Origin of the sequence: Fulverythrobacter ferritrahens, assembly GCF_020539485.1 — a bacterium.
Lineage (GTDB): Bacteria > Pseudomonadota > Alphaproteobacteria > Sphingomonadales > Sphingomonadaceae > Andeanibacterium > Andeanibacterium ferritrahens.
Genome location: NZ_JACDXU010000002.1, coordinates 179,893 through 201,726, shown reverse-complemented (window position 1 = coordinate 201,726; position 21,834 = coordinate 179,893). Strand labels below are relative to the sequence as shown.

At 63.0% G+C, this 21,834-nt stretch carries 24 protein-coding genes; 10 read left to right on the top strand and 14 right to left on the bottom strand.

What is annotated here, in order from left to right:
• Positions 1-2 precede the first annotated feature (2 nt).
• The 3 genes from H0274_RS09130 to H0274_RS09120 are packed head-to-tail and all read right to left on the bottom strand — an operon-like array spanning position 3 to position 2,412.
• The gene (locus H0274_RS09130) at positions 3-479 is read right to left on the bottom strand and encodes an endonuclease domain-containing protein (protein WP_226794833.1); all 477 of its coding nucleotides are present in this window, start codon (positions 477-479) and stop codon (positions 3-5) included.
• Positions 476-1,957: a Fe-S cluster assembly protein SufB gene (gene sufB, locus H0274_RS09125; protein WP_226794832.1), complete on the bottom strand. Its 1,482-nt coding sequence runs from the start codon at positions 1,955-1,957 to the stop codon at positions 476-478. The genes H0274_RS09130 and sufB overlap by 4 nt, the downstream gene beginning before the upstream one ends.
• Positions 1,954-2,412, bottom strand: a complete 459-nt coding sequence (locus H0274_RS09120) for an RrF2 family transcriptional regulator (RefSeq protein ID WP_226794830.1) — start codon at positions 2,410-2,412, stop codon at positions 1,954-1,956. Before H0274_RS09120 ends, sufB begins: the two co-directional genes overlap by 4 nt.
• A gap of 409 nt (positions 2,413-2,821) precedes the next feature.
• Here H0274_RS09120 and H0274_RS09115 point away from each other — a divergent pair, with 409 nt between their 5' ends.
• From H0274_RS09115 to H0274_RS09105, 3 genes are all read left to right on the top strand, one after another.
• A complete protein-coding gene (locus H0274_RS09115; RefSeq protein ID WP_226794828.1) occupies positions 2,822-3,865 on the top strand; it encodes a quinone-dependent dihydroorotate dehydrogenase in 1,044 nt (347 codons plus the stop codon).
• Between the two features lie 10 nt (positions 3,866-3,875).
• The gene (gene ggt, locus H0274_RS09110) at positions 3,876-5,624 is read left to right on the top strand and encodes a gamma-glutamyltransferase (RefSeq protein ID WP_226794826.1); all 1,749 of its coding nucleotides are present in this window, start codon (positions 3,876-3,878) and stop codon (positions 5,622-5,624) included.
• A gap of 93 nt (positions 5,625-5,717) precedes the next feature.
• A complete protein-coding gene (locus H0274_RS09105; protein ID WP_226794824.1) occupies positions 5,718-7,544 on the top strand; it encodes an AMP-dependent synthetase/ligase in 1,827 nt (608 codons plus the stop codon).
• A 54-nt stretch (positions 7,545-7,598) separates the two neighbouring features.
• Here H0274_RS09105 and H0274_RS09100 read toward each other — a convergent pair whose 3' ends face one another.
• The 4 genes from H0274_RS09100 to H0274_RS09080 all read right to left on the bottom strand — a co-directional run bounded on the left by H0274_RS09100 (position 7,599) and on the right by H0274_RS09080 (position 10,397).
• Complete coding sequence (locus tag H0274_RS09100; protein WP_226794822.1) at positions 7,599-8,135, bottom strand: TIGR00645 family protein; 537 nt, start codon at positions 8,133-8,135, stop codon at positions 7,599-7,601.
• Positions 8,136-8,217: 82 nt separating this feature from the next.
• Positions 8,218-8,745: a hypothetical protein gene (locus tag H0274_RS09095; protein WP_226794820.1), complete on the bottom strand. Its 528-nt coding sequence runs from the start codon at positions 8,743-8,745 to the stop codon at positions 8,218-8,220.
• Between the two features lie 229 nt (positions 8,746-8,974).
• Positions 8,975-9,955 (bottom strand): sulfur carrier protein ThiS, encoded by a 981-nt coding sequence (gene thiS / locus H0274_RS09090; RefSeq protein ID WP_319018217.1) that lies wholly within the window; start codon positions 9,953-9,955, stop codon positions 8,975-8,977.
• 118 nt (positions 9,956-10,073) lie between these two features.
• Positions 10,074-10,397 carry a MerC domain-containing protein gene (locus H0274_RS09080; RefSeq protein WP_319018247.1) on the bottom strand — a complete coding sequence of 108 codons (324 nt, stop codon included), beginning with the start codon at positions 10,395-10,397 and terminating at the stop codon, positions 10,074-10,076.
• 183 nt (positions 10,398-10,580) lie between these two features.
• Here H0274_RS09080 and H0274_RS09075 point away from each other — a divergent pair, with 183 nt between their 5' ends.
• The 4 genes from H0274_RS09075 to rpsI all read left to right on the top strand — a co-directional run bounded on the left by H0274_RS09075 (position 10,581) and on the right by rpsI (position 13,151).
• Positions 10,581-11,645, top strand: coding sequence for a COX15/CtaA family protein (locus H0274_RS09075; RefSeq protein ID WP_226794816.1), 1,065 nt, complete (start codon positions 10,581-10,583; stop codon positions 11,643-11,645).
• A 7-nt stretch (positions 11,646-11,652) separates the two neighbouring features.
• Entirely contained in the window at positions 11,653-11,982 is a 330-nt protein-coding gene (gene cutA, locus H0274_RS09070; RefSeq protein ID WP_226794811.1) for a divalent-cation tolerance protein CutA, read from the top strand.
• 150 nt (positions 11,983-12,132) lie between these two features.
• Positions 12,133-12,612 carry a 50S ribosomal protein L13 gene (rplM, locus tag H0274_RS09065; protein ID WP_226794809.1) on the top strand — a complete coding sequence of 160 codons (480 nt, stop codon included), beginning with the start codon at positions 12,133-12,135 and terminating at the stop codon, positions 12,610-12,612.
• Positions 12,612-13,151, top strand: a complete 540-nt coding sequence (gene rpsI, locus H0274_RS09060) for a 30S ribosomal protein S9 (protein ID WP_226794805.1) — start codon at positions 12,612-12,614, stop codon at positions 13,149-13,151. The genes rplM and rpsI overlap by 1 nt, the downstream gene beginning before the upstream one ends.
• Before the next feature lie 64 nt (positions 13,152-13,215).
• On the opposite strand, the gene H0274_RS09055 is transcribed toward rpsI, so the two are convergent.
• From H0274_RS09055 to H0274_RS09040, 4 genes are all read right to left on the bottom strand, one after another.
• Positions 13,216-13,410 (bottom strand): hypothetical protein, encoded by a 195-nt coding sequence (locus H0274_RS09055; RefSeq protein ID WP_226794803.1) that lies wholly within the window; start codon positions 13,408-13,410, stop codon positions 13,216-13,218.
• Positions 13,411-13,498: 88 nt separating this feature from the next.
• Positions 13,499-14,242 (bottom strand): metallophosphoesterase family protein, encoded by a 744-nt coding sequence (locus H0274_RS09050; protein WP_226794801.1) that lies wholly within the window; start codon positions 14,240-14,242, stop codon positions 13,499-13,501.
• Positions 14,239-15,090: a diacylglycerol kinase family protein gene (locus H0274_RS09045; protein WP_226794799.1), complete on the bottom strand. Its 852-nt coding sequence runs from the start codon at positions 15,088-15,090 to the stop codon at positions 14,239-14,241. The genes H0274_RS09050 and H0274_RS09045 overlap by 4 nt, the downstream gene beginning before the upstream one ends.
• 13 nt (positions 15,091-15,103) lie before the next feature.
• A complete protein-coding gene (locus H0274_RS09040) occupies positions 15,104-15,370 on the bottom strand; it encodes a hypothetical protein (RefSeq protein WP_226794797.1) in 267 nt (88 codons plus the stop codon).
• Between the two features lie 202 nt (positions 15,371-15,572).
• On the opposite strand from H0274_RS09040, the gene H0274_RS09035 reads away from it, so the two are divergent.
• Positions 15,573-15,866: a UrcA family protein gene (locus H0274_RS09035; protein ID WP_226794795.1), complete on the top strand. Its 294-nt coding sequence runs from the start codon at positions 15,573-15,575 to the stop codon at positions 15,864-15,866.
• 105 nt (positions 15,867-15,971) lie between these two features.
• Here H0274_RS09035 and H0274_RS09030 read toward each other — a convergent pair whose 3' ends face one another.
• From H0274_RS09030 to H0274_RS09020, 3 genes are all read right to left on the bottom strand, one after another.
• Complete coding sequence (locus H0274_RS09030) at positions 15,972-16,709, bottom strand: LytR/AlgR family response regulator transcription factor (protein ID WP_226794793.1); 738 nt, start codon at positions 16,707-16,709, stop codon at positions 15,972-15,974.
• Complete coding sequence (locus H0274_RS09025) at positions 16,702-17,979, bottom strand: sensor histidine kinase (protein WP_226794792.1); 1,278 nt, start codon at positions 17,977-17,979, stop codon at positions 16,702-16,704. The genes H0274_RS09030 and H0274_RS09025 overlap by 8 nt, the downstream gene beginning before the upstream one ends.
• Positions 17,980-18,105: 126 nt before the next feature.
• A complete protein-coding gene (locus H0274_RS09020) occupies positions 18,106-19,626 on the bottom strand; it encodes a fumarate hydratase (RefSeq protein ID WP_226794788.1) in 1,521 nt (506 codons plus the stop codon).
• A gap of 139 nt (positions 19,627-19,765) precedes the next feature.
• On the opposite strand from H0274_RS09020, the gene H0274_RS09015 reads away from it, so the two are divergent.
• Together H0274_RS09015 and H0274_RS09010 are read left to right on the top strand one after the other, a co-directional pair.
• The gene (locus H0274_RS09015) at positions 19,766-20,389 is read left to right on the top strand and encodes a protein-L-isoaspartate O-methyltransferase family protein (RefSeq protein ID WP_226794786.1); all 624 of its coding nucleotides are present in this window, start codon (positions 19,766-19,768) and stop codon (positions 20,387-20,389) included.
• A 2-nt stretch (positions 20,390-20,391) separates the two neighbouring features.
• Complete coding sequence (locus H0274_RS09010) at positions 20,392-21,831, top strand: TolC family outer membrane protein (protein WP_226794784.1); 1,440 nt, start codon at positions 20,392-20,394, stop codon at positions 21,829-21,831.
• Positions 21,832-21,834 lie beyond the last annotated feature (3 nt).

The window sequence follows — 21,834 nt, the reverse complement described above, 5'->3', positions numbered from 1 at the left end:
TCTCAATATTGCGGACGGGCGCGGCGGGGTGCGCGGGCGGTTTTCGGCTTTTCGAAGGGCTTGTTCAGTTCCTCGCGGATCGCGGCGAGTACCGTCTCGATGTCTTCCAGCACCTGTTCCTCCGAAAAGCGCAGCACGCGCACGCCCACCTCGGTCAGCTTGCGGTCGGACAGTTCCGCCAGGGTCGCTTCGGGGCCTTCAGTACCGCCGGTTTCCACTACCACCCAGCGCGGGCGGCAGGCGAAATCAACGATGGTGGAGCCCATCACCACTTCGCGGGTGAAGCTGAACCCCAGCTGCTTTTCGCCGATCCGTTCCCACAGCAGCGCCTGCGCCGGGGTGGGATTGAGCCGCATATTGCGCGCACGTTCCTTCAGTTTTTCGGCCCGGGCGGGCGAGACGTTCCAGGCGCGGGTGCGGTCGGCCGGAGCCGTTTCTCGCGGGGCACCGAGAGTCAGTTTCGAGCGGGCGGCAGTCATCCAACGCTTCCTTCAAGGCTGATGCCGAGCAGCTTCTGCGCTTCCACGGCGAATTCCATCGGCAATTGCTGCAGCACTTCGCGGGCAAAGCCGTTCACGATCAGGGCGACCGCTTCTTCCTGACCCAGCCCGCGCTGCATGGCGTAGAACAGCTGATCGTCGCTGATCTTGCTGGTCGTCGCCTCATGCTCGATCTGGGCGGAGGGGTTCTTCACCTCGATATAGGGCACGGTATGCGCACCGCATTTGTCGCCCAGCAGCAGGCTGTCGCACTGGGTGAAGTTGCGCACGCCATCGGCATTGGCGCCGACGCGCACCAACCCGCGATAGGTATTGTTCGATTTGCCTGCGCTGATGCCCTTGGACACGATGGTCGAACGGCTGCGCGCGCCGTTATGGATCATCTTGGTCCCGGTATCCGCCTGCTGGTGATTGTTGGTGACGGCGACGGAGTAGAACTCGCCCACCGAATCCTCGCCATTCAGCACGCAGCTGGGATATTTCCAGGTGATCGCGCTGCCGGTTTCCACCTGCGTCCAGCTGACCTTGCTACGCTTGCCCTGACACAAGGCCCGCTTGGTGACGAAATTGTAGATTCCGCCCTTGCCCTCGGCATCGCCCGGATACCAGTTCTGGACCGTGGAATATTTGATCTCCGCATCGTCGAGCGCGACCAGTTCCACCACGGCTGCATGGAGCTGGTTCTCGTCGCGCTGCGGGGCCGTGCAGCCTTCAAGGTAGCTCACATAGCTGCCCTTGTCGGCCACGATCAGAGTGCGTTCGAACTGCCCCGTATTCTCCGCATTGATGCGGAAATAGGTGGAAAGCTCCATCGGGCAGCGCACCCCTTCGGGGATGTAGACGAAGGTGCCGTCAGAGAAGACCGCGCAGTTAAGCGCAGCAAAATAATTGTCATGCTGAGGCACGACCTTGCCCAGCCAGCGCTTCACCAGCTCAGGATATTCGCGGATCGCTTCCGAGATGGAGAGGAAGATGACGCCGGCCTTCTTCAGCTCTTCCCGGAAGGTGGTGGCCACACTAACGCTGTCGAACACGGCATCCACCGCCACCTTGCGCGCGCCTTCCACCCCGGCGAGAACCTTCTGTTCCTCGATCGGAATGCCCAGCTTCTCGTAAACACGCAGAATCTCGGGATCGACCTCGTCGAGCGATTTCAGCTCGGTCTTCTGCTTGGGCGCGGCGTAATAATAGGCGTCCTGATAATCGATCGGCGGAATGGAGAGCTTGGCCCAGTCCGGCTCTTCCATGGTCTGCCACAGGCGGAAGGCCTTGAGGCGCCATTCAAGCATCCATTCCGGCTCGTTCTTCTTGGCCGAGATGAAGCGAACGGTATTCTCGTCCAGCCCCTTGGGCGCGAATTCCTGTTCGATATCGCTCGAAAAACCCCATTCGTAGGTTTCGAGCTTCTTCGCGGCTTCGCGGGCTTCCTGATCGCGCAGGGTGGTTTCGTCCGTCACAATACTGCTTCCTTGGGCGGTTGGGCCACGAAACGGCTGAGCGGCACATCCGCCAGCGCACCGCGCATCGCCGCGTTCACCGCACTCCAATGCGGGCGGGCCGAGCAGGAACATTCAAGCGCGCAATCCTGCTTGCCATGATCGACACAGGCCGTCAGCGCGATAGGCCCTTCCACTGCTTCCACTATATCGGCGATGGAGATCGCCGCTGCCGGACGCGCGAGCTGCAACCCGCCATGGGCCCCGCGCACCGAGCGCAGCAGCCCTGCGGCACTGAGCATGCTGACCAACTTCTGCACCGTGGGCACGGGCAGGCCGGTTTCATCGGCCAGCTGCGCGGACGATACACGCGCGCGCTTTCGTCCGTCCGCGTCGACAAGCGACGTGGACCCACAATGGCGCGCGGCGGCGCTCATCGTGACGACGGCATAATCGGCCATGCTCGAAAGTCGCATCTGCCTTCCCTTGCGGAAATGTCATCCCTGCAATTCAGAGTGATTCGTTCCGGTTTCATCTAGGGATGCTTCGCCGCATTGCAACAAGCAATGCCTGGATCGGGCGAGAACTGCGCTGAAATTCGCGGAAAACCGACGAAAAAAGGGCGGCCTCCCGCTAGGGAAAGCCGCCCTGGTAAGTTGAGAACTCGATAGCATTGCTGCATCGAGCCCTTCGGGTCGCATCTCACCCTCTAGTGAGGAAAGGTGAACAGTAATTGTAAGAAAGCGACAGAAGGCGTGACTATTGGGTGACAGCGCAAAGAAATCGTAACTATTGTTAAATGGTTAACCATCGTTGGGCGACAGGCTCGGCCCGCCCTGCAAGGCCCATCGACAGGGCGCGCGCTTTGCCATAACCGGCAAAACCATGCTGTTCCGCCTGATCCGTCCCGCCCTGTTCGCCCTCGATCCGGAAACGGCCCATGGCTTTGCCCTGGGCGCGCTGAAAATGCTGCCTCATGGCGCATCGCCCGCCCTGGATGGACCGCTGGCCACCAGAGTTGCAGGCATCCGCTTTCCCAATCCCGTCGGCATGGCGGCAGGCTTCGACAAGGATGGCGAAGTGCCCGACGCCCTGCTGGGGCTGGGCTTCGGCTTTGCGGAGGTCGGATCGATCACGCCGCTGCCTCAGGCCGGCAATCCCCGGCCGCGCCTGTTCCGCCTCACGGAGGATCGCGCGGTGATCAATCGCATGGGGTTCAACAACAAGGGAGCGGAAATCGCGCATGAGCGGCTTGCCGCCCGCGCGGGCAACCCCGGCGTATTGGGCATCAATATTGGCGCGAACAAGGATTCGGCCGATCGCATTTCCGATTATGGAGTGATGGCGCGGATCATGGCGCCTCTGGCGACCTATCTGGCCGTGAATGTTTCCAGCCCCAATACGCCCGGCCTGCGGGCGCTGCAGGACGAAGCGGCGCTGGCGGAGCTGCTCGACACAGTGATTGATGGGGCGAGTGAAGCCACCCATGGCAAACCCCCGCCGGTATTCCTGAAAGTGGCGCCCGATCTGGAACCCGCTGATGTGGATGCGATTGCCCGCATCGCGATCGACCGGAAGCTGGGCGCACTGATTGTTTCCAACACCACCATTTCGCGTCCGCCCTTGAAATCACGCGATGCCGGAGAAAGTGGCGGGCTGTCCGGCGCGCCCTTGCGCGATCTGGCCCAGCAGCGCCTGCGCGATTTCCGCAGGGCGACCGGCGGCACGATACCGCTGGTGGGTGTGGGCGGCATTACCACGGCGGAAGATGCCTGGGCGCGGATCAGGGCCGGGGCCAGCCTGGTGCAGCTCTATTCGGCCATGGTCTATGAAGGGCCGGGGATCGCCCGCCGGATTGCGCGCGGGATCGAGGCGCTGATGCGCCGGGATGGCTTCAGCTCCATTGAAGAGGCAGTAGGGAGCGAATAGGGCACGGCTCATGCTGAATAAACGCCTTTCCGCCGCCCTGCTCCTTCCCCTGGCCCTGTGGGCCTGCACTGGCGATAGCGGTGCGGCGCTGGCCAGCACGCCCCCGACACCATCCCCATCCCACACAGCGGCCCAGACGGCAGGGGTGGTAAGCGCGGCCGATCCGCGCGCGGCGGAGGCCGGGGCACAGATGCTGCGCCAAGGCGGCAGTGCCACCGATGCAGCCATCGCCACCATGCTGGCGCTGACTGTGGTCGAGCCGCAAAGTTCGGGCATTGGCGGCGGCGGCTTCATGGTGCTGGGCAATCCGGATGGCACAGTGGAGACACTGGATGGGCGGGAAACCGCGCCAATGGCTGCGGGGCCCGACTGGTTCCTGGACAGGGACGGCAAGCCCCGCCCCTTCATGGAAGCTGTGATGTCCGGCCTCAGCGTGGGGGTGCCGGGCAATCTGCGCATGGTTGCCGATGCGCATGAGCGCCACGGCAAGCTGGCATGGAAGGCCCTGTTCGCGCCCGCCATTACGCTGGCGCGCGACGGTTTCGTCATCAATGAACGGCTGCACGAATTCCTGGTCAACGCGAAGAACCGCGCCGCCGCCCAGCCGGAAGGCCGGGCATTGTTCTATGATGCGGCGGGCGACCCGCTGCCTGTGGGCACGCTGGTGAAGAACCCGGCGCTCGCCGCCACGCTGGAAAAGATCGCGCGGGAAGGGCCGGACGCTTTCTATACGGGCGATAACGCAGTTGCCATCGCCGTGGAAACAGCCGCCGCCACGCCCCATCTGCATGGCATGGTGACGAGCGATATAGAGCAATATGCCACGCGAGAGCGTCCGGCCATTTGTGGCACATATCGCAGCTACAAGATCTGCGGCATGGGCCCGCCTTCCTCGGGCGCGACCACCGTACTTGCTATCCTCAAACAGCTGGAAGGGTTCGATCTCCATGCTCTGGGCAAGGATTCACCTGTGGCCTGGCACCTGTTCGCCGAATCCCAGCGCCTCGCCTTTGCCGATCGCGAGCTCTATCTGGGCGATGCCGATTTCGTACCGGTGCCGGTGAAGGGGCTGGTGGACGATGCCTATCTGGCCAGCCGGGGCGCACTGATTTCGCCCGAGAGGACCATGGCGAATGTCAGCGCCGGAACCCCGCCGATGGATGGCCCGCAGCTGAGCTGGGCCGATGGCGACGAGCCGGAGGAACATGGCACCTCCCATTTCGTGGCCATCGACCGCTGGGGCGATGCTGTCAGCTATACTTCCACGATCGAGGGCTCTTTCGGATCGGGCCTGATGGTGGGTGGGTATTACCTTAACAACGAACTCACCGATTTCAGCTTCTCGCCTGAAAAGGACGGGCAACCGGTGGCCAATCGCGTGGAGCCGGGCAAGCGCCCGCGCAGCTCCATGGCACCAACGCTGGTCTATGACCGGGACGGCAGGCTGGTGCTGGCGATTGGTGCGGCGGGCGGCCCGACCATTCCGGTGCAGGTGGCCAAGGCACTGATCGGCTGGATCGACTGGGATCTCTCCGCTCAGGATGCGATTGCCCTGCCGATGCTCTATTCCCCTGGTGACACGCTGTTCATCGAACCGGGCACTGCGCTGGAAGGTATGAAGCCCGCGCTGGAAGCATTCGGCCACCGCAGTATCATCGCCCGCGCGCTGCCGCTGAAGGCCAATGCGGCCGAACGCACCGCCACTGGCTGGACCGGCGCGGCTGATCCGCGCAGCGCGGGCGCCTGGGTGGGCGAATAACGCGCCCTCTGCGTGCTTGTCGCTCGCTCAAAGCACGCTTACATCTCGATAAAAGGCTCCCGGGAGGGTTACGGGGCGCGAGGGGATTTGCCTATGAAGCTTTCCGATTTCGGGTCGGCCAACAATTTGGTCACTCTGTTCCTGCAAAGGGCAGACGAACTGGGCGACCGACCGTTCCTGTGGGCCAAGCAGGAGGGAGGCTGGCACTCCCGGAGCTGGAACGAAGTAGCGCAGGCCGTTTGCCTGCTGGCGGAGAACCTGCTCGGGCTTGGCCTGAAGGAAGGGGACCGGGTGGCGCTCGTCTCCGAGAACCGGCCCGAATGGTGCATTGCTGACCTTGCCATCATGGCTGCCGGCTGCATCACCGTGCCCGCCTACACTACCAATACGGAACGCGACCACCAGCATGTGCTGGACAATTCCGGCGCACGCGTGGTGATCGTCTCAAACGAGAAACTGGCCAAGCCGCTGCTGCCCGCAGTGATGACATCGGGCATGGCCGAGCATGTGATCGGCGTCGACAGCCTGAACCGCCACCAGTCCGGCACCTTCGACTTCCACGCCTGGACCGACATGCTGGCGGGCGATCCCGTTGCCGCGCGCGCAGCGGTGGATTCCCGCCTGGCCGGGATCGGCCGCGATGTGACGGCCTGCATCATCTATACCAGCGGCACCGGCGGCGCGCCGCGCGGGGTCATGCTGTCCCACGGCGCGATCCTGTGCAATGTGAGCGGTGCGGCCGACCTGCTGGTGGAGGATTTCGGCTGGGACGAGGAAGTGTTCCTCTCCTTCCTGCCCCTGTCTCATGCCTATGAGCATACGGGCGGGCAGTTCCTGCCCATCGGCCTTGGCGCGCAGATTTATTACGCCGAGGGGCTCGACAAGCTGGCGAGCAATATCGAGGAAGTGCGCCCCACCATCATGGTGGTAGTGCCCCGCCTGTTCGAAGTGCTGCGCACCCGCATCATGAAGCAGGTGGAAAAACAGGGCAGGGTGGCCAACTTCCTGATGGACCGCGCCCTGCGCATCGGAGAACTGTCGTTCGCCGGGCGCCGCCGCCTGCGCGACATGCCCATGAACCTGCTGCTGGAAAAAACGCTGCGGCCCAAGATCCGCCAGCGCTTCGGCGGCAGGATCAAGGCGCTGGTATCGGGTGGGGCTCCGCTCAATCCCGATGTCGGCACCTTCTTCCAATCCATGGGGCTGACCATGCTGCAAGGCTATGGCCAGACGGAAGCTGCCCCGGTGGTCAGCTGCAACCGGCCCAAGGTTGGGTTGAAGATGGATACGGTCGGCCCCCCGATGAAGGGCGTGGAAGTGGCCATTGCGGAGGATGGCGAAATCCTCGTTCGCGGCGAGCTGGTAATGCAGGGATACTGGCAAAACCCGGCTGAAACCGCGCGGGCGCTGCAGCCCAACCCGATCGATCCCAGCGGCGCGATCTGGCTGCATACGGGCGATATCGGCCATCTCGACCCGCAGGGCCGCATCGTCATCACAGATCGCAAGAAGGACATGATCGTCAACGACAAGGGCGACAATGTCGCGCCCCAGAAGATCGAGGGGATGCTGACGCTCCAGCCCGAGATCGCCCAGGCGATGGTGGTGGGCGACAAGCGGCCCTATATCGTGGGCCTGATCGTGCCCGACGCGGAATGGGCCCTGGAATGGGCGCGCGCGAATGACGAGAAGTTCGACCTGCACTCCCTGCAGGAACTGCCCGCCTTCAAGAGCGCGATCCGTGCAGCGGTGGACCGGGTGAACAAGGATCTTTCCGTGGTGGAGAAGGTCCGCCAGTTCGCCTTCGCGGATGAAGCCTTTGCGATTGAGAATGGCGAGATGACGCCCAGCCTCAAGATCCGCCGGCACATGATCCGTGGCCGTTATGGCGAGCGGCTGGACGCCCTCTACAAGGCTTGAGGTTCGGGTTTCGGCATCGGCGGCATAGTCAGCCGACGCCCCTGTTCAGGGGCTTCAGTGCTTGTGCTGGGTCATCCGGTCGACATAGGCAATGCCGATAGCCGAGACGATGAACATCCCGTGGATGATCGTCTGCCACATAACGCCCGCCTCGGTCAGTCGGGCCCCGGGAGTCCCGATTGCATTTGCCTCGATGAAGGTGCGCAGCAAATGGATCGAGGAAATGCCTATGATCGCCATGGCCAGCTTAACCTTGAGGATGCCGGCATTCACATGGCTCAGCCATTCGGGCTGGTCCCGATGGCCCTGCAGGCCGAGGCGGGAAACGAAAGTTTCGTAACCGCCTACGATCACCATGATCAGCAGATTGGAAATCATCACCACGTCGATCAGGCCCAGCACAACGAGCATGATCTCCTGCTCGCTGAAATTGGCGGCATGGGTGATCAAGTGCCACAGTTCCTTCAGGAACAGATAGACATAGACACACTGGGCAACGATCAGCCCCAGATAGAGGGGCAGTTGCAGCCAGCGCGAACCGAAGATCAGGAAGGGCAGCGGGCGAAGGGGCGCGTTGGGATCCTCTTGCATGATGGCCGCTTAGCCAGCCATGCCCGCCCTGTCATCCGCAAAGCCGATATTGACCCTGCCAATAAGCTCGGGGCCATCAAGCTCAAGCCGCTTCGGCCTCCACGAATTCGGGGTAGAAGCTTGGGGCGCGGGCGGACCAGCCCGGCGCCGTGGCCGCCGCTTCGCTGAGTGACTGGAGCAGCAGCTTGCGCCGTTCGGGGCGCAGTTGGGGCAGGGCCGAAGCACCGCAGAAGGCCGCAGGCAACCAGGGCCGGATATCCGGGCCCAGCAGGCGTTCGTAAAGGAAGCGGTAGGAAGAAAAGCCGTTGAGCCGTTCCTGTCCAAGATCGAAGGCCGTCATGCGCAGCAGCCTGCCCATGTAATCCTCCAACCCGTCCAGCGACATCTCGTCAGGCGTAATGCCTCGCAAGCGCCGTAAATCCTGATAGACATCATATTGGAGACGGATGGAGCAAAGTTCCTCCGCATCGCGGGCCCACAGCCTGATGGCGTCCGCCCTGCCCAGACCTACATCCAGGCTGCGCTTGATGTAGCGCTGCTCACAAGGTGCGAAACTGGCGAATTCGCGCAATTCCGCAATCGTCAGCGACTGGGCGTCGTGCATATTCATGTCCCCCAGGCCCATCCTGATCGGCCCGTGAAACGCGACATGCGCCCTCCATGGTTAGCATCCAGTAAACCACAGATTGATTATTTGAGCGGCCCCATCCGGCCGCCATCACCCGGCTTCGCGCCAAGTTTCGTCATGGCGAGGAGCGAAGCGACGAAGCAATCTAGCGCCGCATATAACCGCCCTGGATTGCTTCGCTACGCTCGCAATGACGAAAGAAAGCGGCTTCCTAGATCAGTCCTGCCAGCGGACTGGAAGGATCGGCATATTTGCGCGTGCCCATGCGCCCGGCCAGATAGGCATCGCGCCCGGCCTCTACCGCCAGCTTCATCGCCCGGGCCATGCGCAGCGGGTCTTTCGCCTCGGCAATGGCGGTATTCATCAAAACGCCGTCACAACCCAGTTCCATGGCGACCGCCGCGTCAGACGCAGTACCCACGCCCGCATCGACCAGCACGGGAACGCTGGCCCCTTCCACGATCAGACGGATCGTCACCCGGTTCTGGATACCCAGCCCCGAACCGATCGGCGCACCCAGCGGCATCACTGCCACCGCGCCCGCTTCTTCCAGTTGCTTGGCGGCAATCGGATCGTCCGTGCAATAGACCATCGGCTTGAAACCCTCCTTGGCGAGGATCTCGGTCGCCTTCAGCGTTTCGCGCATGTCGGGATAAAGCGTGCGGGCTTCGCCCAGCACTTCCAGCTTCACCAGTTCCCAGCCGCCCGCCTCGCGTGCAAGACGCAGAGTGCGGATCGCCTCATCCGCAGTGAAACAACCCGCAGTGTTGGGCAGGTAGGTGATCTTCTTCGGATCAATATAATCGGTCAGCATCGGGGCATTCGGGTCCGACACATTGACCCGGCGTACCGCCACAGTGACGATTTCCGCCCCCGAAGCCTCCACTGCCGCCGCATTCTGGGCAAAGTCCTTATATTTGCCGGTGCCGACGATCAGCCGCGAATGGAAAGTATGGCCCGCCACGCTCCAGCTATCGGTGTGATCGCCGCCGCCCACGAAATGCACGATCTCCAGCACATCCCCATCGGCAACCGGCGTTTCGCCATGGGCGGAACGTGGTGCGATAACGCCATTGCGCTCCACCGCGACCTTTTCCGGCTTGAACCCGAGTTCGGCAACGAGTTCAGCGACAGTACGGGCGGCGCTGCGGCGCGTCTCGCCATTGACGGTAAGGGAAATCTGGTCAGCCATGCCGGGGCAGATAGCGCCTGAGGGGGCAAGGTTACAGGGGTAAGTGAGGATTTTTGGGAGAGGAGCCCCGAACGTCAGCGGACAGACCGGGAGCGAACGGAAGAAAGGCGATGCAAGCTCAGTGCTTGTGGCGCAGGTTGAGGAAATGCGCGACGGCCACCAGGCTGACGCCGATGATGGTCAGCACCGCTTCCTCCATGCCGTGCGGCACGGCGAGCGCGCCGCCCATGAAGGACAGGCCGGTCATCGCCACCACGAAGGGCAGGGCGCGGCGGTGGCGCAAGGCGCCAATGCCGATGGCGACCGCCGCGATCAGCGCGGCGACGGCGAGGCCGACGCGGTGAATCACCGGATCGAGCAGAATGCCGCCACCCATGCCAAGCACGGCCACGAGGAAAATGCCGGATACGCAATGCAATGCACACAAGCCCGAGAGGAGCATTCCTGCCCGGTCCAGACGACTACGATTCGACGGCGATTGCATGGGCGCCCATGTATGTAACGATGTAACATAGCGCAAGGGGTTTGCGGAGAATCGCCTGTGCCCAGATCATCGCCCCGCTTCGCGCGACCCTGGCGTGCCTCTCCCCTTGCGCTTTGCGTGCCCCGGGCGCAGAGGGCACCCATGGTTACCGCTATGCCCGTTGAGACCGGCCAAGGCGCAGCCGCAGGCGGCACTCTGCGCCCCGTGGCCCTTGCCCGCTGGCTGCTGTTCGTTGCCTTTCTGGTGGTGGTGATGGTGATGGTAGGCGGGATTACCCGGCTGACCGAATCCGGCCTCTCGATCACTGAATGGAAGCCCGTGACGGGTACCCTGCCCCCGCTGAGCGACGCGCAGTGGGAAGCGGAATTCGCCGCCTACCAGCAAATCGGCGAGTATCAGCAGATCAACGGCCCGGCCGGCATGACGCTGGCCGATTACAAGTTCATCTATTTCTGGGAATGGTCGCACAGGCAGCTCGGCCGGCTGATCGGCCTGGCCTTTGCACTACCGCTCGCATGGTTCTGGGTGCGGCGCGCGATTCCCAAGGGCTACAAACCCCGCCTCGTCGCACTGCTGGCGCTAGGTGGGCTGCAGGCCGTGTTCGGCTGGTTCATGGTCAGCTCGGGCCTCAGCACGAAGGTCACTGATGTCAGCCATTTCTGGCTCTCGATCCACCTGCTGACCGCGCTAATCACGCTGGCCGGGCTGGTCTGGACTGCGCTTGATTTGCGCGAACTGGCCCGATCGCCTGCTGCACGGCCCGCGCGGTTGAGCCGGATCGGCGCGATAACCGGCGCGGTACTGTTCGTGCAATTGCTGCTGGGCGCGTGGGTGGCGGGGCTCAATGCCGGCCTTGCTTCGGATACCTGGCCCCTGATGCAGGGGCGGCTGTTCCCTGAAGTGGACTGGTCCAAGGGCGCGCTGTGGGCCTTCACCCACGATCCCTTCCTGCTGCATTTCGTTCATCGCTGGTGGGCCTGGGTGGCCGTGGGCTTCCTGATCGTGCTGGCGCGCCTGTGCCGCCGCGCGGGCGATCGCCCGGCATCCGTGGCGATCCACTCTGCCTTCGGCACGCAGGTGATCCTGGGCATAGCCACGGTGATGACCGGCGTTTCGCTGTGGATCGCGGTGCTGCACCAGCTGGTCGGCGCGCTGCTGGTGGCGGCAACGGCATGGGGTGCGCATTCCACCAGGCGGCGGGCCTGATCTTCCGATGAGCGCGAAGGCCGCCCTGATCTGGAGCCCTTTCGCCAGCGAGGATGATGCGGCCGCGGCAGCCACCGTTCTGCTCGACGAAGGGCTGGTTGCCTGCGCCAACATCATGCCAGCCATGCGCTCGCTTTATCAGTGGCTCGGCGAAAGGGGCGATTCGCGCGAATGCGGCGTCTTGTTCAAGACCGAGGCGGGATTGCTCGCCCGAGCCATTGCCCGTCTGGAGGAAATCCACCCCTACGATGCCCCGGCAATTACCGGCTGGGAAGCGGACCTTTGCGGTGCCGCCACGGCCGGCTGGCTGGCCGGATTGGGCGCATCCGAAGACTGACAGGTATTATTTTACCTCTCCTGTAACCCGCCGTTTTGCTTGACTTGCCGAAGATTTCCGCACAAAGGCGGCCCCATTCGCGGGCTCGCGCTTGTGTTTTTGCACCAAGCCGCGTCCGGTGATGGACATACGATAAGGAAATTCAGGCCCATGAAGGCGCTCAGCAAGACCACCCGGTCGATCAAGCCGGCCGAGGTGGAAAAGAACTGGCATCTGATCGATGCCGACGGCCTGGTGGTCGGCCGCCTCGCAGTGATCATCGCCAACATCCTGCGCGGCAAGCACAAGCCGAGCTTCACCCCGCATGTCGATTGCGGCGATCATGTCGTCGTCATCAATGCGGACAAGGTGCGCTTCACCGGCAACAAGCTGCAGGACAAGCGTTACTACAAGCACACCGGCCACCCCGGCGGCATCAAGGAAACCAGCCCTGCCAAGGTGCTGGGCGGCCGTTTCCCGGAACGCGTGCTTGAAAAGGCCGTGGAACGCATGATCCCGCGTGGCCCGCTCGGCCGTGCGCAGATGCGCGCGCTGCACCTCTATGCGGGCACCGAACACCCGCATGGCGGCACCCAGCCGGTGGCGCTCGACGTCGCTTCGATGAACCGCAAGAACAAGGCTGCTTCCTAATGGCCGACGAAACCAACACCGTCACGGATCTCGCCGATCTGAAGTCGATCACTGGCGAAGCTCCTGCTGCTGACGCTGCCGCTGCTGCGGCCGGCATCGCCGAAGTCACTCACGCCAGCAACGCCCCCCTGCGCGAGCAGGAAGTGGACTCGCTGGGCCGCGCCTATGCCACCGGCCGCCGTAAGGACGCCGTGGCCCGCGTGTGGCTGAAGCCGGGCACCGGCAAGGTCACCGTCAATGGCCGCGATCAGGAAGTCTATTTCGCACGCCCCACGCTGCGCCTCGTCATCAACCAGCCGTTCCAGATTTCGGAGCGTGAAGGCCAGTATGACGTGATCGCTACCGTGAAGGGTGGCGGTCTCTCGGGCCAGGCCGGCGCTGTGAAGCACGGCATCAGCCAAGCTCTGGCCAAGTTCGAGCCTGCCCTGCGCAGCGCCGTGAAGGCCGCTGGCTTCCTCACCCGCGACAGCCGCGTGGTGGAACGCAAGAAGTATGGCCGTGCCAAGGCACGTCGCAGCTTCCAGTTCTCGAAGCGCTAAGTCTTTCGGGGAAACCCGTTACAAAGGGGCGGCCTGGCAACAGGTCGCCCTTTTTCGTTTGGGCTCAGCTTATCGTCGTCCCCCGGGTGATTGCCCGGGCCACCAGCCAGCTCACAGGGATCGCAAGCACGAACCCGGCACAGGCCGCCAGGATGATCGACAGAGGCGTGGTTTGCCCCATCACCAGTATGGCGATCACGCCGACCCCCATCAGGGTTGCCCCAATCACGAAATGCAGGATCATTGCCAGTCTGAGCATACCATCCTCCCATGGGGGAATCCGCAGAGGATGCCGGATCGCATGAACATCCGCCAATTGCGTTGACCAGAATCAAACCTTCGACAAATCAGCCGAACTGCCGGTTCTCCACCTTCAGACCGTGGACGAGATCGTAATGCAGCACATTGTAAGAAGGCGGCGTCCCTCGTAGCCTTTCCGACATAGTGCCGCTGCCAATCATCCTGACGCGCCGGCCGGCGATCTTGTGCGTAATGTCGAAGGCGTCATGGACATGGCCAGAAAGCACTGCATCGGCCCCGGCCTCAACCAGCGCTTGCAGGGCCGAATGACCACGCTTTGTGGGATTATGCCCGGTTAGCGACGGCCCCGAGAGGGGATGATGGCAGGCGACGATCTTGAAACGACGATCGCCCCTAAGGCGCGTAAGCTCCTCCAGCGCCTCTTCCAGCGCCTTGGCGCGAACCACCCCGTCGGACCATGGCCAGCGCCATTGCGCGCTCACGGTGGTCCGCAGGGTGATGACCGCGACATGCTCCAGCTCCAGCTCGCTGCCGATCATTCCTGCCAGCTTGCCAAAGCGGCGGAAGGGCGTGCGGAACCGTTCTACCGGATTGAAATAGGGCATGTCATGATTGCCCGGCTCGACCACCGCGGGCACGCCGAGCCGCCTGAACCATTCGGCAGCGGCGGCATATTCGCTCGTCTTCGCGCGTTGGGTGAGATCGCCCGTGCAGATCACCGCGTCGGGCCTCTCCCGCGCTACGGCCTCTTCAAACCAGGCAAGTGCGCCCCGATCTTCGACCCCGAAATGGATGTCGCTCAGATGAAAAAGCCGGGCAGCAAGGGTCATGACGTTTCCGTCGATAGCAGATCGACTTCGCAAGGGACCAGCCTGAAGCGAACCCGGGCCGCGCAATCCACTTTCTCGCCATCGATCAGCAGGCCCAGCGGCTCTCCCGAAACACTGGCCAGCTCGATTTCAGGGACCAGCCCCAGCCGATCGCTCGGTCCGTCGCGGAATTCCCGGCGAAGCAGCGCCAATCCCTGCGCCAGATAATCCTGCACGGTTTCCGCGTGATAGGCATCCACGACAAAACCGCCGCTCTGCGGCGTAAGCATGATCAGAGGATAGCCCTCCTTCCGCCCCAGCGCGGGATCGCTGCAAGCTATCATCGGTGCCGCCAGCGTAGCACCGATCGCCTGCGCCGTTCCGCTGGCCATTGCCGCAAGGTCGGCCTGGCGCATGGCTTCACGCACATCGTACCAAGCGGTGCCCGGCCCCGCCATCAGGCCCGCCAGCCCATCGCCCTGCGGGCAGCGTATGATGCCGGGCCGCACCCGCCTTGCCTCTTCCAGCGCCAGAGCAGCGAATATTTCCCTCGGCTCGCGCTGGCCATGAAGCCGGTGGAACAAAAGGTTCTTGGTTCCCCCGGGGAGAACGAGCACCGCGCCGCCCCATCCGTAAAGCGAGCGGATGAGCGCGTTCACCGTTCCATCGCCAGCGAACACCGCCACTACCTCCAGCCCCGCTGCATCCAACTCGGCGGCGGAAGGCAGTTCATCGGCGGGGAAGTGAATCGTCCGTTCGATATTAATCCCGGCTTCCTGCGCGGCCTTTTCCAGCCCGGCCAGTGCTTCCGGATTATTGCTGCCGCTGGCGGCATTGGTGACCAGCCAGATTGGTGCGGATTTTTTCATCGACAGGAAGGGCTTACCAGCGATTGGAGAGGATCAGCCATGCGGCTGCGGCATTGGAAACGGTATAAGCGAAATAGCCCCAGCTCCATCCCGGATGGCCATTGGCAACCAAAAGCAGGACCGCGAGCAGAACCGCGAATTCGACCACAAGACTAGCCCTGCCACCGGACGTCACCATGAATCGCGGCAACAGGCCGATCACCGGATGTCGGCTTTCCAGGACCGCCTTGTGGAGCGCAAAATTGCCAATTCCGAACAGGAATGTGAAGAGAATCGCCATTGGATGAATGCATGGAGCCATTTTCGTCGATTGCCAAACGCTGTTCGTCAGCCAGTTCGCGCATTTCGTCCGGACGGGACTCGCTCGTCGGCTGACCTTGCGTGGCTATCGATGTCGGCATGAGCCGGTTCGATACTCGCCCTATTCTCTCCTCATCACGGCGCCTCCGACGCGACGCGCCTCTGGGAAGGAGAATGAGGACATGAAGAAGACCGCCATCGCCCTTGCGGCAATCAGCACGATTTTCGCAGCACAGCCCGCTTTCGCCGAGGCAGCCGTCGTAAGCTACAAGGATCTCGATCTGACGACGGAACAGGGCCGCAAGGAACTCGACCGCCGGATCGATAATGCCGCCAAGGATGTTTGCGGCATGAATGAAGGCCGCACCGGAACTCGCATCGTCAGCTCGGATGCGCGCAAATGCTACAAGGAAGCGCGCCAGAAGCTCGAAAACCGCCTAGCCGCCCTCACCGTCAACAAGACCACCGGCAGCTGACCGGAAGGCGCTCGCCCGCCGGAGCCAAACCAGTCCCAGTTTCCGGCGGGACACTGCCATGGCTGGCTCCCATGCCGGGCGCTTGTCTGCTAATATTTCGCCCGGTCAGCGGCCGGCCATGGCCTTTACTCTCGCGAGATAGGTGCGGCCAATCCGCAAGGTCTCCCCGCCATCGACCTCCACCGACCACACGCCGAGGCCTTCATGTCTCAGCCCGCGGATACAATCCCTGCGCAAAATGCACGAGCGGTGGATGCGGATGAATTCGGCGGGATTGAGCCGCGCTTCGAGCCCCGCAATGGTCTGCAACAGCAAGTAGCTGCTGCTCCCCACATTCAGCCGGACGTAATCCCGCTCTGCATCGATCCGGTCGACTTGCAACGCTTCGATACGGATCAGTTCCGAACGGTGCGGCACCCAGAATTCGCTCAGCCATTCGCTTGCCGTCCCCGCGACATTGCCCCGGCGAGCCACTGCCCGGCCGATCGCCCGTTCCAGCCGCTCCGGCGTAACGGGCTTGAGCACATAATCCACTGCATCGAGATCAAAGGCTTCCACCGCGAAATCATCATGCGCGGTGACGAAGATCACCGCCGGTCGTGGATCGCGCGCTGCCAATGCGCGGGCGACCTGAAGGCCGTCCATCTCAGGCATGGTCATGTCGAGCAGCAGCAGGTCGGGCGAAAGCGCCTCGACCAGCCGCAGGGCGCCTCCGCCATCGCTCGCCGTGCCGATCACCGCCAGATCGCGCAATTCCGCGCATATCACCTGCATCCGTTCCACCGCGAGCGGCTCGTCATCCACGATAAGGGTACGCAGGGGCGCAGGGCCGTCGTCAGGCATCGGTAATCCTGTGGGTTTGCAACGGAATACGGATATGGGTTGCATAGCCCGATCCGGTCGTTCCGGAAACTATGCTCGCATGTTCCCCGAAGCGAGCCTCCAGCCGTTCCCGCACGTTCTGCAGGCCAATGCCATAGCCATCGCTTGTCGGCCTGGGGCCCGCCGCACGCTTGCCCTTGCCGTCATCCGAAACGGCGATGACGAGGCGGCCATATTCCTCCCGTGCAGAGATCGTGATGGTAACCTTGCCTGCAGAAGGAGCGACCGCATGCTTCACGGAATTTTCCACCAGGGGCTGCAGGATCATGCCCGGCACCTTCGCCCTTTCGAGTTCAGGGGGCAGTTCATAAACCGCCACCAGCCGGTCCGGAAAACGGACCCCTTCAATATCGAGATAGAGCCGCTGGAGCGAGAATTCGTCGCTCAGCGAGACATCCGACGTCGGATCGTCCGCCAGGCTGCTGCGATAGAAGGTGGAGATCATCTGGATCATCCGCTCCGCCTCCTGATTGCGGCCCGTGAGGACGAGGGCGGAAAGCGAATTGAGCGTATTGAACAGGAAATGCGGATTTACCTGATACCGCAGCGAACGCAGTTCCGCCGCCTTGGCTGCGCGACGGAACGTGCCTTCACGCCGTTCCGCGGTACGCGCCTGCTCGCCCGCCACCAGTGCGAGGTAAAGCGCGCACCAGGCCAGCATCAGGAAATAGCGTCCCAGCGCGATTTCCGGAAGGCCGGTATCCTGCGGGGAAGGCGTGTTGATAGTGATCGCCTGGGGCAATTCCTCCAGCGTGGCGGAACCGCCATCTGCGCCGCCGCCTGACGAGGAGGCTGACATCTGCGGTTCAGGCGTGCGCGGTACGGGAATATCCACCAGCAGATTGCCGCTTTCATCCCGGCGGACCTTGAAGCCCTGTTTTTCCCCGAAGCTCTTGGCGATCTGGGTTTCCAGATCGGCAAAGACGAGCCGGTTTGCCTGGGCCAATACAATCGAAACCGGCGCGGAAATAACCAGCGCGGCCGCGACCTTCACCCAGATCGGCTTGAGATCGAACAGCCTCAGGATCAGCCACATGGCGAAAGTCACCACCACGCCGATGAACGCCACCAGCAGGCGGCGCCACAACAGTTCGAACTCGAAACCGAGATCGAGTATCTCGGCCCGGATCGTCGTCAGCACGAAATAGCAGGCCCAAAGCCCCACGATGGAGGCAAGGACCGTGCTTACGGGTACGCGCGGACGCGCGAGATCGGGTGCGGGCTCCTGCATGCCATGCCGCGATAGCCGGAATGATTGCCCGATTGCCAGCCCGGCTATCGTTGGCCATCAGCCCTTGGTCGAACCACCAGCGCCCGATTCCGCCCGACGAAAAGCGAGCGGAATCGGCAGGGGCCCTCAGGCGAGCAGCTTTTCCTTGGCGATCTTTTCCCGCCAGACGAGCGGGGCAAGCTGGTGGACGTTCTTGCCTTCGCTATCCACGGCCACGGTGACGGGGAAATCCTTCACCTCGAATTCGTAGATCGCTTCCATGCCGAGATCTTCGAACCCGACGACCTTGCTGCCCTTGATCGCGCGGGCGACCAGATAGGCGGCTCCGCCCACTGCCATCAGATAGGCACTCTTGTGATCGCGGATCGCGTCGACCGCCATCGGCCCGCGTTCTGCCTTGCCGACCATGGCCAGAAGACCCTGTTCGAGCATCATGCGCGTGAACTTGTCCATACGGGTAGCGGTAGTAGGGCCGGCGGGGCCGACGATTTCCTCGCCCACCGGATCGACCGGGCCGACGTAATAGATCACGCGTCCCTTGAATTCGACAGGCAGCTCTTCGCCCCCGGCCAGCATGTCCTGAATGCGCTTGTGAGCGGCATCGCGGCCGGTCAGCATCTTGCCGTTGAGCAGCAGGCGGTCGCCCTGCTTCCAGCCCTGCACCATTTCCGGCGTCAATTCGTCGAGATTGACGCGGATCGCCGCGCTGTCGGGCTGCCAATCCACCTTGGGCCATTCGTCGAGGTTCGGCGCCTCGAGGAAGGAAGGGCCCGATCCGTCCAGCGTGAAATGCGCATGGCGGGTTGCGGCGCAATTGGGGATCATCGCTACCGGCTTGCCTGCGGCATGGCAGGGCCAGTCTAGAATCTTGACGTCGAGAATCGTGGCCAGGCCGCCCAGGCCCTGAGCACCGATGCCCAGCGCGTTGACCTTGTCGAAGATCTCGATCCGCAGCGCCTCGATATCGTTTTGCGGACCGCGCTCCTTGAGCTGGGCCATGTCGATGGGTTCCATCAGACTCTGCTTGGCGAGCTTGACGCAATGTTCCGCCGTGCCGCCAATGCCGATTCCCAGCATGCCCGGCGGACACCACCCGGCCCCCATCTGGGGGACCATTTCGAGCACCCAGTCGACGATATTGTCACTGGGGTTCATCATCTTGAACTTGGACTTGTTCTCGCTGCCGCCGCCCTTGGCCGCGACATCGACCGAAACCTTGCTGCCGGGTACCATTTCCACGCTCAGCACACAGGGAGTATTGTCGCGCGTGTTGCGGCGAGTGAAGGCCGGATCGGCGAGAACCGAAGCGCGCAGCTTGTTCTCCGGATGGAGATAGGCACGACGCACGCCTTCATCCACCACGTCCTGCAGCGAACGGCGCGATTCCAGCCGGCAGTCCTGCCCCCATTTGATGAAGACGTTGACGATGCCGGTATCCTGGCAGATCGGCCTGTGGCCTTCCGCGCACATGCGGCTGTTGGTGAGGATCTGCGCGATGGCATCCTTGGCCGCCGGGCCTTGCTCGGCCTCATAGGCATCGCCCAGAGCCCGGATGTAATCCATCGGATGGAAGTAAGAGATATATTGCAGCGCGTCGGCGACACTTTCGATGAGGTCTTCTTCGCGGATCGTAACCATGTCGCTCATCGAGCGTAGCCTCCTGCCTGTCGAATGAAGGCCCCCTTATCGCCCGGCCGCTTTACCGTCAAAGAGCTTGGCTGGCGGCGCTGTTCCGCCTAAAGCGATGCAGATTGCGCGAGCGTATTGCAGGTGTAATACAGTTCGCATGAAGGGTTCAGGAATGACAGTCGTGAAGGATCGGCCGGCCCATGCCGGATTTGCTGCGGCCCGCAAGGCCATGGTGGACAGCCAGCTTCGCGTAAGCGGGGTCAACACCGATATTGTGCGCGAACGCATGAGCGCAGTCCCGCGCGAGGAATTCGTGCCTGAGGATATGCGCGCCATTGCCTATATGGATCGCGCCGTGCCTTTGGGGAACGGCCGTTTCCTGGCCGCCCCGCTGGTTCACGGTCGAATTCTCGAGGAATCTGGCCCCACTCGCGAGGATGCCGCGCTTCTGGTGGATGGCGGCAGCGGCTATATGGCCGAGTTGCTGCGTCCGCTGGTCGGATCGCTCGAAGTGATCAAGCCTGAAGATGCCAGCACCGCCACGCGCAAGAAGGGCGACATCACTCTGCTCGTCATCGATGGCGCGATCGAGCAGCTTCCCGATGCGCTGACCAAGCGCCTGGCCGAAGGCGGCCGCGTTGTTTCCGGCCTTGTGGTGCGCGGCCTCACCCGCCTTGCGTCCGGGCGCAAGATCGCTGGCGAAGTCTCGCTGATTCCTCTCGCCGAGATCGGCATTCCCGTCCTTCCCGAATTCGCTGCGCCGAAGAGCTGGAGCTTCTGACCATGTCGGCGGGGGGGAGAAAGCTGGCTTTGCTGGCCGGTGCTGCAGCACTTCTGGCGCCCGCACCCGCGCTGGCAGATACCCTGAAGGATGCGCTGCTCGGCGCGTATCAGACAAATCCCACCCTGCAGGCGGCCCGGGCCAATCAGCGCGCGACGGATGAAAACGTGCCGATCAACCGCGCCAGTGGCCTTCCCTCGGTAAGCGGCACCGCGACCTATACCGAGCAGCTCAAGGAAACGACGCCCGATCCCAACGATCTCTTCGCGGATCGCAGCCTTGCCGGATCGCTGACTCTTTCGGTGCCTGTCTATTCCGGTGGTTCGGTGCGGAATTCCGTCAGCGCGGCCGAAACGCGCGTAAAAGCCGGACAGGCGAGCTTGCGCGCCACCGAAAGCAGCGTGTTCAGCCAGACCGTCACGGCCTATATGGACGTGATCCTCAACGAAGCGATCGTGAACCTGTCAGCCAATAATGTCGACGTTCTCAGCGTCAATCTGCAGGCGACGCAGGACCGCTTCGAGATCGGCGATCTGACACGCACTGACGTGGCGCAGTCCGAATCGCGTCTGGCACTGGCCCAGGGCAATCTGCGGACCGCGCGTGCCAATCTCTCTTCCGCCAAGGAACGCTATATCCAGATCGTCGGCAATCCGCCCGAGAATCTCGAGGCGCCCCCGCCGCTGCCGGGCCTGCCCGCTACGCCGCAGGAAGCCGTATCGATCGCTCTGGAAAATAATCCGGACCTGATTGCCGCGCGCGACGCGTCGCACGCCGCGCGATATGACATTGAGGTCGCGGGGGCGGGCCGCCTGCCCAAGCTGGAAGTGTTCACTTCCGGCACCTATAGCGATCCGCTCGGCACCATCGCCAATGGCACCAACGCAACCGGCGCCTCTGCTGGCGTGCGGGCCACGATCCCCTTGTTCCAGGGCGGACGCCCCGCCGCACAGGAACGTCAGGCGCAGGCCCGTTCCGCCGCTGCGCTGGAACAGGAAATCGGCGCCGAACGCAGCGTGATCTCGCAGGTGCGCGCCGCCTTTTCGAGCCTAGAGGCCGCAAACTCCATCATCGCTTCGACTCAAACCGCCGTGAGCGCGGCAGAATTGAGCCTTGAAGGCGTTCGCGCGGAAAACACGGTGGGCAACCGTACCATTCTGGAAATCCTCAACGCGGAACAGGAACTGCTCAGCGCCCGCGTTCAGCTGGTCACAGCCCGACGCAATGCCTACGTCGCCGGATTCACTCTGCTGGCCGCAATGGGCCGCGCCGAGGCTCGCGATCTGGGGCTGGGTGACGAGGGTGTTCTGTATGACCCGCAGGTCAATTATGACCGCGTGAAGGGCAAGATCTGGGACTGGTCGTTCGATCCCGATCCGGTCGCGCAATCCACCCGAACCGTTGACACGCCGACGCAGGACGGCGAAATTCCGAAACAATAGGGT

Excerpts from the sequence above, each read along its gene's own strand:
- cutA (WP_226794811.1), top strand. The coding sequence starts at position 11,653 with ATGAGCGCGAAGGCCGCCCTGATCTGGAGCCCTTTCGCCAGCGAGGAT.
- H0274_RS09015 (WP_226794786.1), top strand. The coding sequence starts at position 19,766 with ATGAAGGGTTCAGGAATGACAGTCGTGAAGGATCGGCCGGCCCATGCC.
- H0274_RS09115 (WP_226794828.1), top strand. The coding sequence starts at position 2,822 with ATGCTGTTCCGCCTGATCCGTCCCGCCCTGTTCGCCCTCGATCCGGAA.
- H0274_RS09025 (WP_226794792.1), bottom strand. The coding sequence starts at position 17,979 with ATGCAGGAGCCCGCACCCGATCTCGCGCGTCCGCGCGTACCCGTAAGC.
- H0274_RS09040 (WP_226794797.1), bottom strand. The coding sequence starts at position 15,370 with ATGGCGATTCTCTTCACATTCCTGTTCGGAATTGGCAATTTTGCGCTC.
- rplM (WP_226794809.1), top strand. The coding sequence starts at position 12,133 with ATGAAGGCGCTCAGCAAGACCACCCGGTCGATCAAGCCGGCCGAGGTG.
- H0274_RS09120 (WP_226794830.1), bottom strand. The coding sequence starts at position 2,412 with ATGCGACTTTCGAGCATGGCCGATTATGCCGTCGTCACGATGAGCGCC.
- H0274_RS09035 (WP_226794795.1), top strand. The coding sequence starts at position 15,573 with ATGAAGAAGACCGCCATCGCCCTTGCGGCAATCAGCACGATTTTCGCA.
- H0274_RS09055 (WP_226794803.1), bottom strand. The coding sequence starts at position 13,410 with ATGCTCAGACTGGCAATGATCCTGCATTTCGTGATTGGGGCAACCCTG.
- H0274_RS09075 (WP_226794816.1), top strand. The coding sequence starts at position 10,581 with ATGGTTACCGCTATGCCCGTTGAGACCGGCCAAGGCGCAGCCGCAGGC.
- thiS (WP_319018217.1), bottom strand. The coding sequence starts at position 9,955 with ATGGCTGACCAGATTTCCCTTACCGTCAATGGCGAGACGCGCCGCAGC.
- H0274_RS09030 (WP_226794793.1), bottom strand. The coding sequence starts at position 16,709 with ATGCCTGACGACGGCCCTGCGCCCCTGCGTACCCTTATCGTGGATGAC.
- H0274_RS09105 (WP_226794824.1), top strand. The coding sequence starts at position 5,718 with ATGAAGCTTTCCGATTTCGGGTCGGCCAACAATTTGGTCACTCTGTTC.
- H0274_RS09020 (WP_226794788.1), bottom strand. The coding sequence starts at position 19,626 with ATGAGCGACATGGTTACGATCCGCGAAGAAGACCTCATCGAAAGTGTC.
- ggt (WP_226794826.1), top strand. The coding sequence starts at position 3,876 with ATGCTGAATAAACGCCTTTCCGCCGCCCTGCTCCTTCCCCTGGCCCTG.
- H0274_RS09050 (WP_226794801.1), bottom strand. The coding sequence starts at position 14,242 with ATGACCCTTGCTGCCCGGCTTTTTCATCTGAGCGACATCCATTTCGGG.
- H0274_RS09100 (WP_226794822.1), bottom strand. The coding sequence starts at position 8,135 with ATGCAAGAGGATCCCAACGCGCCCCTTCGCCCGCTGCCCTTCCTGATC.
- rpsI (WP_226794805.1), top strand. The coding sequence starts at position 12,612 with ATGGCCGACGAAACCAACACCGTCACGGATCTCGCCGATCTGAAGTCG.
- H0274_RS09130 (WP_226794833.1), bottom strand. The coding sequence starts at position 479 with ATGACTGCCGCCCGCTCGAAACTGACTCTCGGTGCCCCGCGAGAAACG.
- H0274_RS09010 (WP_226794784.1), top strand. The coding sequence starts at position 20,392 with ATGTCGGCGGGGGGGAGAAAGCTGGCTTTGCTGGCCGGTGCTGCAGCA.
- H0274_RS09095 (WP_226794820.1), bottom strand. The coding sequence starts at position 8,745 with ATGAATATGCACGACGCCCAGTCGCTGACGATTGCGGAATTGCGCGAA.
- H0274_RS09045 (WP_226794799.1), bottom strand. The coding sequence starts at position 15,090 with ATGAAAAAATCCGCACCAATCTGGCTGGTCACCAATGCCGCCAGCGGC.
- H0274_RS09080 (WP_319018247.1), bottom strand. The coding sequence starts at position 10,397 with ATGCTCCTCTCGGGCTTGTGTGCATTGCATTGCGTATCCGGCATTTTC.